This window comes from Vibrio satsumensis (assembly GCF_050337435.1).
GTDB classification, from domain to species: domain Bacteria; phylum Pseudomonadota; class Gammaproteobacteria; order Enterobacterales; family Vibrionaceae; genus Vibrio; species Vibrio satsumensis.
Genome location: NZ_JAKJSX010000008.1, coordinates 1 through 15,705, shown reverse-complemented (window position 1 = coordinate 15,705; position 15,705 = coordinate 1). Strand labels below are relative to the sequence as shown.

The window sequence follows — 15,705 nt, the reverse complement described above, 5'->3', positions numbered from 1 at the left end:
GTGAAAAGCCTTAATTTAAAATTTCGTTCTCCACGGTTTCTAGCAAACCCTCACAAGCAAGTTTCAACACGGTTTTGACCAGTGACTCGTAGCGAGCTTGAGAAAAGGAGTCGAATGATGAAAATTTTAATTGGTTAATCGAATCAAGATAGATGCTGCCATCTGACTTTGAGAGCGTTGATTGGTTGTTGATAAAGTCATAAATGACATCATCACTAAACGAAATCGGCTGTTGTTGCTGAGCCACGAAACCGTACATTTGGTCAAACAAGTTAATATCAGCGTAACTCTCTAGTGAGATCTTACCCATCGCAAACATCAGCTTTGAGACCACATCTATCTCGACCAAAGGACCATCTTCTTTGAGTAGAGGAGTCACGGCATACTCAATCACCAAAGGATCTTGAACAAATACCCTTGGTAACAAATGCTTTAATCTAACGCTAATCAGCTTATGAGACGCTTGGATAAAACAAGTGGCAGTTTCGCACTCTTCTAAGGCATCTAATAATTCGTCTTGCACCGTAATAACATGTTCCTTATTTGTCGTGGCAGCAGTCACGCTGCCACGAAATCATCGATTAAGCCGTTAGGCTAACGCCGTAGAACTCAAGCAGCGCTTTCTCTGCCAATTCATTCCAAACGTAGTTGTTGTCTTTCAAAATTCGATCTAGTTCACCGAAGAACGGGTCTTGGTCTGCTAGCTTGTGGAATTCATCAATTGCCGTCAGTGGCAGGTCAATGTGCGGGTAGATTAACTTTTTACCACCAGGGATATCCAATTGATTTAGGATAGTGTGAGGTGCCGCTTCTAGACCACCAACATGAGTTAACATAAATGATGGGTTGATCTTACCCGCTTCAGAAAGTTCAATGGATTCAACCATATCCCCCGTTGAACCGCCAGATGTTCCGACAATATGAGTTGATTCATAGTGAACGTTGTAGAAATTAAACGGTACTTTGAATTGTTTATCCGTAGGACCAGCAAAGAAGTTTAAACAGCCATCATTACCGAGTAGCTCATCGGCTTGCTCTAGCACCTGTGCAACTGCAGCGTATACCATGACATCGTCATAGCCTTTATCTTTATTCAAACTTTTTAGGTAGGTAACCGGGTCATCAACTTTAGCAGTATTCACATAATGTAATTCAATACCGTTTTCCGCAGCTTTTGATACTGGAATAAGGCTTTCAGCGCGCGCTAGACGTGCTTCATCAATGTCAGTCACTACAATCAAGCTTGGTTTCACAGGTCCATTAATCGCGTAATCAATCGCGCCAATACCCATAGGGCCAGCACACGCTAGAAGAGCGAGAGCGCCGCCTTCTTTAATACCCATTTGGTGCTCGTACACGTAAGGCGTGGTGTGGTAGCTCGCATGGAAGGCACCGATGATGCAAGACATTGGCTCAGCAAGTGATGCATTTGCGTAGTAAGAACTCTTATATGGCAGCACACAGTCTAAATCAATCGCAACTTTAGGGATGATTGAGTAGGTCGCGTTACCACCAAATGTTTCGTAGCTGTAGCCTGCTGAATAGCCTGTAGGTAGGCCCATTGCTGGCTGCAGTACGAATGGTTCACCTGGTTTAAAACGGTCTTGTAAGTTAGCGCCCACTTCTACAATCACGCCTGCATATTCATGCCCCGTCATCACAGGAACTTCTGCAATGTTCTCTGGTACACGCTTGTGGTTGCTACCAAGTAACGCCGCTTTGTAAGTAGATAGACAGATGCTGTTTGAAACGTTTTTAACCAGCAGTTCATCATCTGAAATCTTTGGTAGATCGAAGGTTCTCAGTTGAACGTCTTTCTCACCACAAATTACTGCTGCAGTTGTTTGAACCATGATTTTTTCTCCGAAAAGTGGGGCCAGTATCTGACCCCTGAATATTGATTAAGCTTGCTGACCGATGGTGTCCATTAGGTTGTCTAATGCAGGGTCATGTAGGAAGTTCTTGATAGTCACCACAGGAAGGCCTGTTGCTTTGATTGCTCGACTTTCTAGGCTTTCGTGGGTCACAACCACATCTGCGTTACTTGGAACTTTCTCGATTGCGAAGTTCTTTACTTCAACATTAAAGCCGGCTTTTTCGAGTTTACGCTTGAAGGTTGATGCCCCCATCGCGCTTGACCCCATGCCTGCATCACATGCAAAGGCTACAAATTTGATGTCTTTTGCTTCTGCTTTTACCGCTGCTGTTGGAGCTTTAGCCACTACGCCTTCTGCTTTCATGTCCTTCATGTCAGTCACGGATTGCTCAAACTCATCTTCAGATTCTGTCTTCTTGCTCACTTTCAGGATTGCACTTGCCACTAGGAAAGACACAATCGTTGCTGTTGCTACACCTGCGATGGTTGCGAAGAAGCTGCCTTTTGGTGTTAATGCTAGGTAAGAGAAGATTGAGCCCGGGCTTGGACCCGCAACCAGACCACCGTCAAGCAGGTTGAACGTTGCAATACCTGTCGCTGCACCTGCAATCATCGCTAGAATCATGATTGGCTTCATTAGCACGTATGGGAAGTACAGCTCATGAATACCACCGAAGAAGTGGATGATGATTGCACTTGGTGCTGATTTCTTACTTAGACCTTGACCAAACTTAGCGTAAGCCAAAAGCATACCTAGACCAGGACCAGGGTTAGACGCCACCATAAAGAAGATAGATTTGCCCGTTTCAGCTGCTGCTTGCAGGCCTAGTGGGTAATAAATACCTTGGTCGATTGCGTTATTCAGGAAGAGAACTTTTGCTGGCTCGTTAATAATCGCAAGCAAAGGGAGGAAACCAGTCGCTACAAGCGCTTCGATGCCCGATTTTACGAATAGGTTTGCTGCAGTAACCGCAGGGCCAACAATCGCGTAAGCAAACAGACACATCAACATGCCGAAGATACCTAGCGAGAAGTTGTTTACCACCATCTCAAAGCCAGAAGGGATCTTGTCTTGCAGGCGTTTATCGATTTGTACAATCACCCAGCCACTCAATGGACCCATGATCATTGCACCAACAAACATTGGTATTTCCGCACCAGCGATAACACCCATAGTACCGATGGCACCAGCTACGGCGCCACGCTTGTCACCGACAATCTGACCACCAGTGTAACCAATCAATAATGGCAACAAATAAGTGATCATTGGCCCAACAAGCTCACCGAAATATTCATTCGGCATCCAACCTGTTGGGATAAATAATGCGGTAATAAAGCCCCAAGCAATGAAGGCTCCGATATTTGGCAATACCATGGCAGTCAAGTGACCACCAAAAGCTTGCACTTTGGCTCTTATATTTGTAGACACGTTATATTCCTTATTTTCAAAGGTTATTATTAGTAACTTTTAATAATTTCAAGCACTTCAGCTTTTGAAGAAGAGGCTGCCAGTTTGGCAATATTTTCTTCATCGACCAGCATTTCGCTCAGCGCTTGAATAACCTCAATGTGTGTATCTGAATCCTTTGCAGCTAATGTTAATAGAACATTGGCCGGTCCCATATCAGAGCCGAAATCCACAGGGTTAGAAAAGACATGAATACCAAGACCTGTCTTTAATACTCCGGCTTCCGGGCGGGCATGAGGCATAGCAATACCTGGACAAAGAACGTAATAAGGTCCATTATCATGCGTTGACTGAATGATCGCGTCTGCATACTTATCGGTTACATAACCTTTATCCTGCAAATAACGTGTCGTTTCTTTAACTGCATCTTCCCACTGATATTCTGAGTGGTTAATGACGTCAATTAAGTCATGGTCAATAAGGTCATAAAGCATAATAAATCCCAGTTATTCATCTTCGTTGTTGTTGGGTTTATTATCAATGGAAGTATAGAATTAGAGAAATGACCAATAATGTAGACAGGGGTCACTAAAAATATCGAGTCAATCACCAATTAACGCTGAACATCACGGTAATCACATGTTATTTAATTACAAATTTAACATTAACAACAAGTCAATAATCTTAATTAGATATAGCCCTCAAATTTGATATTATTTAAAAATCCATAAAACGTGACAAAACTCAAATTAACCCTGTTGACCATAAATTAAACGTGATGATGATTAGGTTTATATCTAATGATAATTAAATGTAGCACGTCAAAATGAGTGACCTAGATCGCGTGTGAAATCCAAACACCACTCAACTGAAAGTTTACGACATAACAAACTGCTAACTCACTCATCCAGCCTCACAACATGCAAACGACCTGCATAAAAAAGTCAGACGAAACTCCAAATACGGAAAAGCCCAAAGTTATTAGCTTTGGGCTTTTCTTCTAGCGACTGTGTTTGATTCCAACCGAATGATAAGAATCAATCAGGCATTACAACAATACCCATACTTTCAAGCAGTTGCTCTTGCTGCCACGCGACGATTTTAATCCCCGATGTATCTACCTTGCGAGGATCTAACCCTTCTAATTCAGCATGGCATAAATTAGCACCTTGCATACTGAATTGCCCCCATACATCTTCCGAGAACACGCCTCGGCTGAGATCAGACTCTTTCAGTGACGCGCCGCCAAGGTAAGTCCCTATCCAACGGTTCTCAAACAGCTCGCACTTCTCTAAACAAGCTTGTTCAAAATTGGCGTATGACAGGTTGCAGCCCGTGATATACGCAGAGCAAAAATACATTCTATTGCTTACCTGATTGGCAAAGTTAGCACGAGTGAAGTTCGCCCCTTTTAAGTCGCAATCACGTAACTCAATACCGTAACAATTCGCGTTGCTAAAATTCGCCATCGCCAACTGGCAATTCTGGAAGCTTGCATCTCGTAAGTCGGCAATATCAAAGTGGCATCCCTCAAGATCGCCTTGCTCAATAAACTTACAGTTAATGAACGTTGCATCACGTAAGTTCGAACGTCTGAAATCACAACGGATAAACGTGCAGGCTGTAAATGTAAACTCTGATAAGTCTTGCTGAGCAAAACTGTGGTGATGATAAGTGCTGTTATTGGTGTCCATTTAGCCCCCTAAAGAAATCAAGCTAAGACTACCATTGCGATCTTAAGAAAACACCAAATTAAAAACCAACAAAAACAGCAACTTAAAACACCCTATTTTGGCCAATTTAAGGCATCAAACAAGCTCTTTAAGGGTGTTATTTTCATTTTATAGCATGCGCTTATCTTGAAAAAAGTTTTGTCGCTTAGAAGGAGTATATAATATGAGACACAACGAGAAGATAATCATCATATGTCAGCATAAACTTGATGCAATACCCTATACAGATACTCTCGCTGATAATCGGTCTTTCTCAGTCCCAATTTTTATCGACAGGCCACAACTAAAAGGTGATTTGTACCAGTAAAATCTGAGCAGTAGGGAGGCCAAGATCAAAAATGGCCGCTTAATGCGACCATTTAATAATTATTTAAGTTGTTGTTATAAGTAAACAATTTAAAAATAACGTTAGCTCTTGGCTACGTTTGCAATGCCTTCAAGCTGAAGTACTGGGGCTGCGTCGATGTCTTCTGCATTCATCATTGACGACACGCGTTGCATCGAAGAAAGCAGTAGGCTTTGTTCCCACGGCTCTAGGTTTTGGAATTTTTTAACGAAGTTATCTTGCAGCGGCGGTGGCGCATTGTTTAGCAGCTCTTGGCCTTTTTCAGTCAGATTTGCGTGTACTTTGCGGCGATCTGACGAGCTGCGAACACGTTGTACATAGCCGTTCAGTTCCAAGCGATCGATGATCGTGGTTGTGGTGGCTTGGCTTACATTGGTGTGATTAGACAATTCTTTGATCGTCACATTACCCATTTCTTGGATTGCTCTCATTAAGATTAATTGAGGGCCAGTCAAACCATACTCTTTACTCAGCTTTTTCGAGTGTAAATCGATAGCGCGAATAATTTGGCGAATAGCGACCAGGATTTCGTCATGTTTGTCCAAGATGCAGACCTTTGTACTAATATACTGTGAATGGTTTTACAGCGTCGAAGCGATGAAATATCCTGATTATTTACGTCAGGTGAGCTCGGATTACACTGTAAATTGATAAATTACTTCATTGATTTTTCCGCATTGTACTGATGTTCATACTATTCTCAATCTTTTATATGCCTCTGAATTTGCGCATGGCAACACTTTTGTACAATGAGTAGCGATCTTCAGTCTTAAAGTGGCAAACAAGGCAAGAAAAAGCGAGATATTGTCGGTAAATAAAAAGCCGCATACTCAAAATAATTGGATTTGCTGCTAGGCAACAAGTAAGTTCATCCTTATGAGCATAGAAGTTCTATGTGATTAGGGTGCACTTAAGCAGTTACAACGCTGTAGCTTCAAGTATGAAGAGTATAGATTCATCTAGGTAGCGAGATTTGAACACCTCACTACCTATTTTATTCGTTAGAGAACGAATTATTTCAGTTCAAACCACTAAGCGGCATTATTGAGTTGAAAATTACCCGTTAGCGCGTTGTAAAACTCGCTGTTATCCAGAATGCCCACCAATTGGTTGTCTTCAACGAGAAGAATTGGGTGGTTACTGATCTGCTTGAGCTTAATCGCATCACGCATGCCAATTTCCGGGCTTGCCACGACCACACTCGACGCGCTGATCGCAGCTAAGCCATCTGACTCGCTCCACTCGACAAGCGCCAAAGTAGATTCACCTTTTACTGATAAAGCACCTTCACTCTGTTCAATCCAGAGGTCTTTAGAATCGCAGATCTTCCAGCTTTCATTCTCTTGTGTCAGTGAATCAAGAGGCTGCATTAAAGAACGACCTTTAAGCACATTCAATGGATTGGTGTGAGCAACGAAGTCTTTTACGTATTCGGTTTTTGGCGTCAGTACGATCTCTTCAGGCTTACCGTGTTGAATCAGTTTGCCTGACTCCATGATCGCAATGTTATTGCCAATCTTCAGAGCTTCATCTAGGTCGTGACTCACGAACAGAATCGTCTTGTTGAGTTTGTTTTGCAGCGTGATCAGTTCATCTTGCAGTTGAGCTCGAATCAATGGGTCAAGCGCCGAAAATGGTTCATCCATCAACAGGATATCGGTGTCCATTGCAAACGCACGCGCCAAACCAACACGTTGCTGCATACCGCCAGAAAGCTCATGTGGAAATTTGGTTTCCCACTCTGCTAGGCCGACCATTTCTAATTGTTCACGCGCTTTGGCACGACGAATATCTTTCGCCACGCCCTGCATTTCAAGACCAAATGCCACGTTGTCTAATACGTTAAGCCATGGCATCAAAGCAAACTTTTGGAACACCATAGATACGCGGTGAGTACGAAGGTGACGCAGAGTCGCTTCATCACATTGCGCTAAATCGACTTGCTGGTCACCGTCTTTGATTGTTAGTGAACCACGGCTGATCTCATTCAAACCGTTAACTGCGCGAAGCAAAGATGATTTACCAGAACCAGACAAACCCATCAATACACAGATCTCGCCTTCTTCCACCGTCAGCGACACATTATCCACACCAACAACTTGCCCAGTTTCATCGATGATCTCTTGGCGAGTTTTACCTTGGTCGAGTAGATCAAGCGCTTGATTGGCTTTGTTACCGAACACAACATCAAGGTTTTTAATGGTAATCGCGTCCATTGGCTTTTGTTCTTGAGAGGTAGACATGATTAAGCTTCCTTCTGGTTTGGTGTTTTGCACAAGCGGTCAAGGATGATTGCGACTAAAACAATCGCTAATCCGGCTTCAAAACCTTGTGAGATATTCACTGTATTCAATGCACGAACAACAGGTTTACCAAGTCCGTCAGCACCGACAAGAGCGGCGATAACCACCATCGAAAGCGACAACATAATACATTGGGTTACACCCGCCATGATGCTTGGCAGAGCGGCAGGTAATTCAACTTTGAGCAGTAACTTCATGCGACTTGCACCAAAGGCTTTACCCGCTTCAATCAACTCTTCAGGGACTTTCGTTACCCCTAAGTAGGTCAAACGAATCGGAGCAGCTATCGCGAAAATAATGGTCGAGATTAAGCCAGGAACGATGCCCAAGCCAAATAGAACCAGAGTTGGAATCAGATAAACGAAAGTTGGGACTGTCTGCATCAAATCAAGGATTGGACGCAAAACTGTATAGAGCCAAGGACGGTGAGCAGCCATGATGCCAACCGGTACGCCAATTAATACGGAAATCGTTGTCGCCGCAAAGACGAGAACAAAGGTTTCCAGCATTTCTTGCCAATAGCCAAGGTTAAGAATAGTCAGCAGTGCTGCAACCACAAAGATCACTAGCGAAGGTTTACGGTGTAAGTACCATGCAATCGCAGCAGTCATCACGATTGGCAGTGCAGGCGGCATCCACTTAAATACATCGACTAAAAACATAATGACGGTTTCTAAAAAGATAGAAATAGCATCAAAAAAGCCTGCTGCATTGATTGTTAGCCAATCAACACCCGCTTCCATCCATTGTCCGACAGGGATTTTGTTTTCCGTAATAAAATTCACAATATTGCCTTTTATTATGGGTGGGCTACTTCAAACCAATCGATAAGTTGGCAAGCCCACCTTTATTATTTATGTAGCTGTTGAGATAGGTAGAACTAAGCTTTTACTTGCTTTAGGTATTCAGTAACGGCTTGAGTTGCTGATTCACCTTTATGTGTTTTTACATTGTCTAACCAAGCTTCAACTTGTTGAGGGTTATTGTTCAACCATTGTTGAGCCGCTTTTTCTGGCTTCACTTTTTGGTTAAGAATCTCTTCCATCAACTGGTTTTCCATCTCTAGAGTGAATTCTAAGTTTTGTAGAAGTTGACCGACGTTTGCACACTCAGACAGGTAGTTTGAACGAACGTTAGTGTAAACATTCGCGCCACCGTAGTTAGGGCCAAAGAAATCGTCACCACCTGATAGGTATTCCATCTCAACATTGCTGTTCATTGGGTGCGGTGCCCAACCAAGGTAAACAATCCACTGGCTACGACGAGCAGCGCGAGATACTTGCGATACCATGCCCGCTTCACTTGATTCCACTAGGCTGAAATCTTTCAAGCCAAACGCGTCAGAATCAATCATTGATTGGATTAAGCGGTTACCGTCGTTACCCGGTTCGATGCCGTAGATGCGGTCTTTAAATTTGTCGGCATGTTTTGCTAGGTCTGCGAAGCTTTTCACGCCAGAGTCGTACACGTATTTTGGTACGGCTAGTGTGTATTTTGCCCCTTCAAGGTTGGCACGCACTGTCTCAACCGTTCCCGCTTCGCGGTACTTAGCGATGTCGCCTTCCATAGTTGGCATCCAGTTACCTAGGAATACGTCAATATCGCCGTTCGCCATTGAAGAGTAAGTCACCGGTACTGAAAGTAGGTCGGTTTTGGTTTGGTAACCAAGGCCTTTTAATAGTTCTGAAGTAACGGCGGTTGTTGCGGTAATGTCAGTCCAGCCTACATCAGCGAAGCGAACGTTTTCACATTGCTGTGGTTCTACTGAAGCGTTGGCGTAAGCACTGAACGCGAATGAACTGATTGCTAGCGTTGCGAGCGCCTTTTTTGTAGCGGTTTGTTTATGTTGAGTCGTCATAATGATTCCTTTTTATCTTTCCTTTTTCTGCCCTAACTCATACTCATCGGGGCTGTTTTGCTGACTTTTGACTAATTTTGCTATTTTTATCTCAATAACAGAGGCTTACGCATCTCTTGCTGGTTTATTTATTCTTTGCTTCTCTTCCCACTCAGGTGCAATCCACACTGGAACGTCTTGCGCTTTGAGCATTGGTTTACCCAAAATCAAATCGGATGCGCGCTCGGCAACCATGATGGTCGGTGCGTTAAGGTTGCCGTTTGGAATAACAGGGAAAACAGACGAGTCGACAACACGCAGGCTATCAATGCCGCGAACACGACACTCTTCATCAAGTACAGCCATAGGGTCATCATCAGCGCCCATTTTGCAGCCACAAGAAGGGTGATAAGCACTTTCAACATTTTGCTTAACCCATTCGTCGATCGCCTCATCAGAAGTTACACTCAGACCCGGCTGAATCTCTTCGCCACGGTAAACATCCATCGCAGGTTGCGACAAAATCTCACGCGTAAGACGAATACAATCGCGCCAATCTTGGCGGTCTTGCTCAGTCGAGATGTAGTTGAAAATGATCTCTGGCTTGGCATGCGGATCAGCCGAAGTGATCGCCACCGTACCGCGACTCTCTGGCTTGTTAGGTCCAACGTGTACTTGGAAGCCATGGCCATCAAAGGCTGCTTGTCCGTCGTAACGCATCGCTGCTGGCAGGAAGTGATATTGAATGTTTGGCCACTTCAATCCTTTGCGAGAACGAATGAACGCGCACGATTCAAAGTGGTTAGTGGCACCCAAACCTTTGCGAGTCAGAATCCACTCTGCGCCAATCATGCCCTTGCTGACTAAGCCCAGCTTGCTGTTGAGCGTGATGGGTTCGTTACAGTGATATTGGAAGTACACTTCTAAGTGATCTTGTAGGTTTTCACCGACGCCGCTCAGTTCGTGTTTCAGCTCAACACCCGCCTTTTCAAGCACCGCTTTCGGGCCGATACCAGATAATTGAAGCAGTTGAACAGAACCGATAGAGCCCGCAGAAGAGATCACTTCTTTGTTCGCTACCGCCACTTGGGTATTGCCTGACTTTTCAAACTCGACACCAACGGCTTTCAAGCCTGATTGGCCTGTTGAGTTTTGTGCTTCAAGTAAGAAACGACGCGCCACGATGCCTTTCTTCAATGTTAGGTTTGAACGCTTCAATGCACGGCGTAGGTAAGCGTTAGAGGTTGAGGCTCTAACACCCTTGTCTACCGTCATATGCATGGTGCCGAAGCCTTCTTGCTGGTAGCCGTTATAGTCTTGTGTTTCTGGGTAACCGGCATCTTTACCTGCATCTATGAATGCTTGGTAAAGCGGGTTAAGCTCCATATCGTTACCATTACAAGTACCTACAGGGCCATTGTCACCACGATATTCGTCACCACCTTTATTCCATGATTCAGCGCGGCGGAAGTAAGGCAAGCAAGCTTGGTAATTCCAACCAGCAGCGCCCTCTTCTTCCCATTGGTCGAAGTCACAAGCGTGGCCTCGCACATAAACCATGCCATTGATTGATGAACTACCACCTAATACCTTGCCACGTGGGCAATGCAGTTCACGTCCATCAAGGCCCGGTTCTTGCTCTGTTTCAAATTGCCAAGCGTACTTTTCAGTATTCATTGGGTAAGAAAGTGCGGTTGGCATCTGGATAAAAATGCTCTTATCCGTGCCACCAGCTTCCAGTAATAAAACGCTATGTTCACCGCTTTCCGTTAGCCTATCCGCTAACACACAGCCGGCCGAACCCGCGCCGACGATAATATAATCGTAGCGTTGTTCCATGTTTTGATTTCCCTGAGATGAGTCAGTAGGGCTAGCTCTGTTAAGCTAACCCATAAAATTGAGTGTTACGCGTTAGGCATAAGGGCTGGCGTAGTCGCCAAGTTCAATAAGAATGCTCTTAGTCTGCGTATAGTGGAGTAGAGTCTCTGGCCCGTTTTCACGGCCAACCCCTGAAAGTTTGTAGCCACCAACAGGCATTTCTGCAGGTGAGTCACCCCATGTATTAACCCAACAAATACCCGCCTGCATTTGATGAATAACACGGTGAGCGCGAGAAAGGTTTTGCGTGAACACACCAGCAGCGAGGCCGTACTTAGTATCGTTAGCACGACGAATCACATCGTCTTCGTCCGTAAACTTCAACACTGACATGACAGGGCCAAAGATCTCTTGTTGAACGTGAGGCATGTCGTCATGGCAATCTGTGAATACCGTAGGAATAACAAAGTTGCCGTTTGCTAAGCCGTTGTCCGCCACTTGATAACCGCCAGTCAGCAATGTAGCGCCAGACTGTTTAGCCAGCTCAATTGCTTCAAGAACTTTTGAAAGGTGTTCTTTAGAAATCAACGCGCCGATCTGAGTCTCCATATCCATCGGGTCACCAATGATCAGCTTCTCAGTGCGTGTTTTGAGTTGGTCGATAAATGCGTCGTAGATGTTTTCGTGTACATAGACACGAGTACCGTTAGTACACACTTCGCCTTGGGTGTAGAAGTTAGCAACCATCGAAGCGGAAACCGCATCGTCCAATTTCGCATCATCAAACACGATCATTGGTGACTTGCCGCCAAGTTCCATTGTGACTGATTTCAGCGTCTCAGCGCTGTCTGCCATTACCGCTTTACCGGTACCGGTTTCGCCCGTGAACGACACTTTCGCGATGTCTGGGTGAGCCGTTAGCATCTGACCAACACGGTAATCGCCCTGAACCACGTTAAACACGCCATCAGGAAGACCAGCTTCAGTAAAGATTTCTGCAAGCTTGAGCGCCGTTAGCGGCGTTTCTTCTGAAGGTTTGAAAATCATCGCGTTACCCGCGGCCAATGCCGGAGCCGATTTCCACATCGCGATTTGAATGGGGTAGTTCCACGCGCCAATGCCCGCACAAATGCCTAGCGGCTCGCGGCGAGTGTAGAAAAATTGAGATTCGCTCAGCGGCTGTTGGTCGCCTTGTAGCGTTGGAGCCAAACCAGCAAAGTATTCAATAACATCAGCGCCAGACGCCACATCCACTTCAATCGCTTCTTGCAGCGGCTTGCCCGTATCAACAACCTCAAGATTTGCAAGGTCATTATTTCGAGCTCTAAGTATTTCCACTGCCTTCAAAAGAATGCGGCTGCGTTCCACAGCGGTCATTGCTGACCATACCGCAAATCCGCGCTTCGCAGATTCAATAGCACTGTCGACATCCGCTGAAGATGCTTGGCCTAACGTCGCGATAGGTTCGCCGTTTGCAGGGTTAATGCTATCAAAGGTTTCACCAGAGGTTGCTTTAACCGCTGCGCCATCGATGTATAACGAGTTCATTTCCATTTGAGATTCTGACTTAATTATTGTTATTAGACTCTACTGGTCTATATGTGAGTATTAGGTGCGAATAGTGGTCGTTCTAGTTCTTTATCTTGATCTAGGTCTAACGCTACCACTGCGATCTATTTGCTGTGACACGAGTAGAACGTAAGTTGTTTATCTAGATAATCATTGATGATGGCACGCGCCTTTTGAGCATCGATACCATCTGGGTTTAGTGTGCCTCTCAGCCACAAACCATCAATCAGAGACGCAATCCCGTGAGCAACGAGATCCGCTTGTTCATAATTCAAAATACCTTTCAACTCAAGACGTAAGTGTGAAATCAAACGTTTTTCATTCACACGCTGCAGTCTTTTCAGTTGCTCGTCATGCATTGAATATGACCAAAATGCCAACCACGCCTTCGCGACCTTATTTTCTGCTTGGTAACCTTCGAAGTTACCATCGATGATCGCGTTAATTCTCTGTTGGTGAGCATCAACAGGAAGTGCTTTTAGTGAAGTGGTGATGGTATTGGAAAGTTGGCGAAGGATTTCACGCATGGTCTCTTCGAGCAGCCCATGCTTTCCACCAAAATAGTGATTAATAATGCCAGTGGAGACTCCCGCTTCTTTGCTGATCAACGCAATACTCGCGGCATGCAAACCCACTCGATCAATCACCGTCATGGTGGCTTGAACAAGCTGTGGTTTACGTATATCAGGCATCCCAACCTTCGGCATTTCTTAGTCCTTTTATTTTATATTGAACGTTCAGTTAAATATAAAATGACAGAAATTTAGTTAGGGTTCAAATGATTATTTAAAACAAACTCGTAACAACACAGCATTCAAAACAACAAAAATCATTATAAAACAATAAATTAAATATCATTTAGAGCACTAACGAAAACAATTAAAGATTTGAGGTGTGATAGTTATTGGTCAAATGTTTTTACTCAATAAGCACAAAATTCAACCACACCTACTCCCGAAAAACTTGGGGTGAGTGATGTACAACTGGCTTTTAGGGTAGGAATTGAAGACCAAACAACAAGAATGAGAACAGATAGGAGAAGTAGAATAAAAAGAACTAGAGCACCCTCACTTATTCGGATGCAATAGCTCTAAGTGCGCCATCAATAGGCAATGATTGACTGACTCAAAACATCTAAAACGCTAGGTGGTAACTGTTGCTCGCTTGGTCCAGTTTAATTACCCAACTCTGCTCTTGTACTTTGCTGCTCATCGGTACCCAACGGGCATAGATTTGCTCCCAATTACCATTGACCTCCAACTCCACGACATCAGTATGAGTTGGGTAAACCGTGGTAATTCTGGAAGTGGGTTCTGCCACCACATCGCCATTACTCATGACGAATGCTGATTCAGAGTACAAGTGCAAGGCACCGAGCGTCACACCGGTGTAATCTATCGACAAACTGATTTTCTCACCGATATCAAACGAGAAGCCGACAGGGGCTACAATATCCGAGGTGTTGATTGCCGCAGCCGCAACAGGTTGAGAGGGCGTTGCGGGTGATTGAACCGGCGTTGGGGTAACAGCTGGAGTCTGCGCAGGTGATGCACTGGTGTTACCACCGCCACCTCCTCCTCCACCGCCACAAGCACCAAGTATGAGTGAGAAGGATGTCATGGTGATTAATTTACTTATCTTATTCATGGTACTCTCCTACTCATCCGTCGCTGATATAACTTTGTTGGTGGTTGATGCTTTGTACCATTCACCCTCAGTCTCACCGCTGCTGGTTACCCATGTAGGGAATGATGTATACGCATCACTGATATCAACCAGTTCTACAGGGTGATCCCATTCGTCACGAATATTAATAACCCATGGCATGTTGTTGCTGGTTTTGAAGGACTCAGAACCTGAAGAGCTATCATCATGGCTGTTGAATAAGGTGTTATTCATGTCACTGGTACCAGAAAATGTTTTGAGGTGAGTTTGCCAAGTCATGCCCGGTGGCGTTCCAACAAAGTCACCGTGATAAATTCCGTCAGCGGCAAAAATGAATGAATCATAAGGCGGATAACCGATGTCATCACGAGACACAGGAGTCGTAAACTCCACATACAACTGATAGTTGAGAACATCAGCATTTTGCTGATCAGAACACGCACTTTGGGTTCGGTAGAAAACGCAACTTTCTGAAAGTTCTCCTAGGTTATCGAGGTCCGCCCTTAGATCCTCAGATACCATCAGAATCGTCTCACTGTCCCCTTCCTTGAGAATAGTATGAGCAACCGCCACACCATTTCGAGTCAAGGTTATAGATGCCACATTGGCAGGCAGAACGTTCGGTAGCTTAACGGCATAGCCATTAGAGTAGCCTGCTCCCATGGCTTGGAGTGTGTAGTCTACGGTCAAATTTTTAAGTGCTCGCTGTCCATTGAGCTGCTCCGTGACTTGATAACGCCAAACCACATCATTGAAGTCGTAGTCACCTTTTAGTGGCCAGTTATCCTCAAAAGCAATCGTTGCGTAGCTATTGGAACTTGGGTAGACAGTTGTCACTGTCACATCTTCATTGTTCTCTTGAACAAGCACCTCATATTTTGAGTCTGTTGTGCCATCTTCATTGACCCCATCAACAGCAGAAAACGGGGTAACATCAACCGTGAAGATCAAATCATTGAAATCATTGTCTCCGCTCGGTCGATAGATATCCTCAAAACCAAGCACTAGAAACTCATTCTCTGTATCAAGAAAAGCGACATTGTGTCTTCTATTTTCAATGGTCGCTTCTGGGTTGATCGCAGGATAGCTGTAAAAAGGCGTTCCCCAACCTCCAAGCCACGAAATGTTGTTATAAGACCCCTCCCAACCC

The 15,705-nt window shown here is 44.6% G+C and carries 14 protein-coding genes; all 14 read right to left on the bottom strand.

The window, feature by feature from the left end; translation table 11 throughout:
- Window positions 1-10: 10 nt before the first annotated feature.
- Window positions 11-523, bottom strand: a complete 513-nt coding sequence (locus L4C44_RS11100; protein WP_428805025.1) for an MltR family transcriptional regulator — start codon at window positions 521-523, stop codon at window positions 11-13.
- A 58-nt stretch (window positions 524-581) separates the two neighbouring features.
- The gene (locus L4C44_RS11095) at window positions 582-1,853 is read right to left on the bottom strand and encodes a zinc-binding dehydrogenase (protein WP_428805024.1); all 1,272 of its coding nucleotides are present in this window, start codon (window positions 1,851-1,853) and stop codon (window positions 582-584) included.
- Window positions 1,854-1,901: 48 nt separating this feature from the next.
- The gene (locus L4C44_RS11090) at window positions 1,902-3,305 is read right to left on the bottom strand and encodes a PTS mannitol transporter subunit IIBC (protein WP_428805023.1); all 1,404 of its coding nucleotides are present in this window, start codon (window positions 3,303-3,305) and stop codon (window positions 1,902-1,904) included.
- A 29-nt stretch (window positions 3,306-3,334) separates the two neighbouring features.
- Entirely contained in the window at window positions 3,335-3,778 is a 444-nt protein-coding gene (locus L4C44_RS11085) for a PTS sugar transporter subunit IIA (protein ID WP_428805022.1), read from the bottom strand.
- A 543-nt stretch (window positions 3,779-4,321) separates the two neighbouring features.
- Window positions 4,322-4,978 (bottom strand): Qnr family pentapeptide repeat protein, encoded by a 657-nt coding sequence (locus L4C44_RS11080; RefSeq protein ID WP_428805021.1) that lies wholly within the window; start codon window positions 4,976-4,978, stop codon window positions 4,322-4,324.
- A 447-nt stretch (window positions 4,979-5,425) separates the two neighbouring features.
- Window positions 5,426-5,908 carry a MarR family winged helix-turn-helix transcriptional regulator gene (locus L4C44_RS11075; RefSeq protein WP_017061075.1) on the bottom strand — a complete coding sequence of 161 codons (483 nt, stop codon included), beginning with the start codon at window positions 5,906-5,908 and terminating at the stop codon, window positions 5,426-5,428.
- A 486-nt stretch (window positions 5,909-6,394) separates the two neighbouring features.
- On the bottom strand, window positions 6,395-7,606 hold the full coding sequence (gene choV / locus L4C44_RS11070) for a choline ABC transporter ATP-binding protein (protein WP_146491142.1): 1,212 nt from the start codon (window positions 7,604-7,606) through the stop codon (window positions 6,395-6,397).
- A 2-nt stretch (window positions 7,607-7,608) separates the two neighbouring features.
- Window positions 7,609-8,451: a choline ABC transporter permease subunit gene (gene choW, locus L4C44_RS11065; RefSeq protein WP_048610272.1), complete on the bottom strand. Its 843-nt coding sequence runs from the start codon at window positions 8,449-8,451 to the stop codon at window positions 7,609-7,611.
- Window positions 8,452-8,546: 95 nt separating this feature from the next.
- Window positions 8,547-9,524: a choline ABC transporter substrate-binding protein gene (locus tag L4C44_RS11060; RefSeq protein ID WP_146491143.1), complete on the bottom strand. Its 978-nt coding sequence runs from the start codon at window positions 9,522-9,524 to the stop codon at window positions 8,547-8,549.
- Between the two features lie 105 nt (window positions 9,525-9,629).
- Window positions 9,630-11,342 (bottom strand): choline dehydrogenase, encoded by a 1,713-nt coding sequence (betA, locus tag L4C44_RS11055; protein ID WP_146491144.1) that lies wholly within the window; start codon window positions 11,340-11,342, stop codon window positions 9,630-9,632.
- A 72-nt stretch (window positions 11,343-11,414) separates the two neighbouring features.
- Window positions 11,415-12,875 (bottom strand): betaine-aldehyde dehydrogenase, encoded by a 1,461-nt coding sequence (gene betB / locus L4C44_RS11050; protein WP_428805020.1) that lies wholly within the window; start codon window positions 12,873-12,875, stop codon window positions 11,415-11,417.
- 119 nt (window positions 12,876-12,994) lie between these two features.
- Window positions 12,995-13,597: a transcriptional regulator BetI gene (betI, locus tag L4C44_RS11045; protein ID WP_017084912.1), complete on the bottom strand. Its 603-nt coding sequence runs from the start codon at window positions 13,595-13,597 to the stop codon at window positions 12,995-12,997.
- Window positions 13,598-14,024: 427 nt separating this feature from the next.
- Window positions 14,025-14,537 (bottom strand): hypothetical protein, encoded by a 513-nt coding sequence (locus tag L4C44_RS11040; protein ID WP_428805019.1) that lies wholly within the window; start codon window positions 14,535-14,537, stop codon window positions 14,025-14,027.
- A gap of 9 nt (window positions 14,538-14,546) precedes the next feature.
- A partial coding sequence (locus L4C44_RS11035) for an LruC domain-containing protein (RefSeq protein ID WP_428805018.1) occupies window positions 14,547-15,705 on the bottom strand: 1,159 nt, incomplete at its 5' end.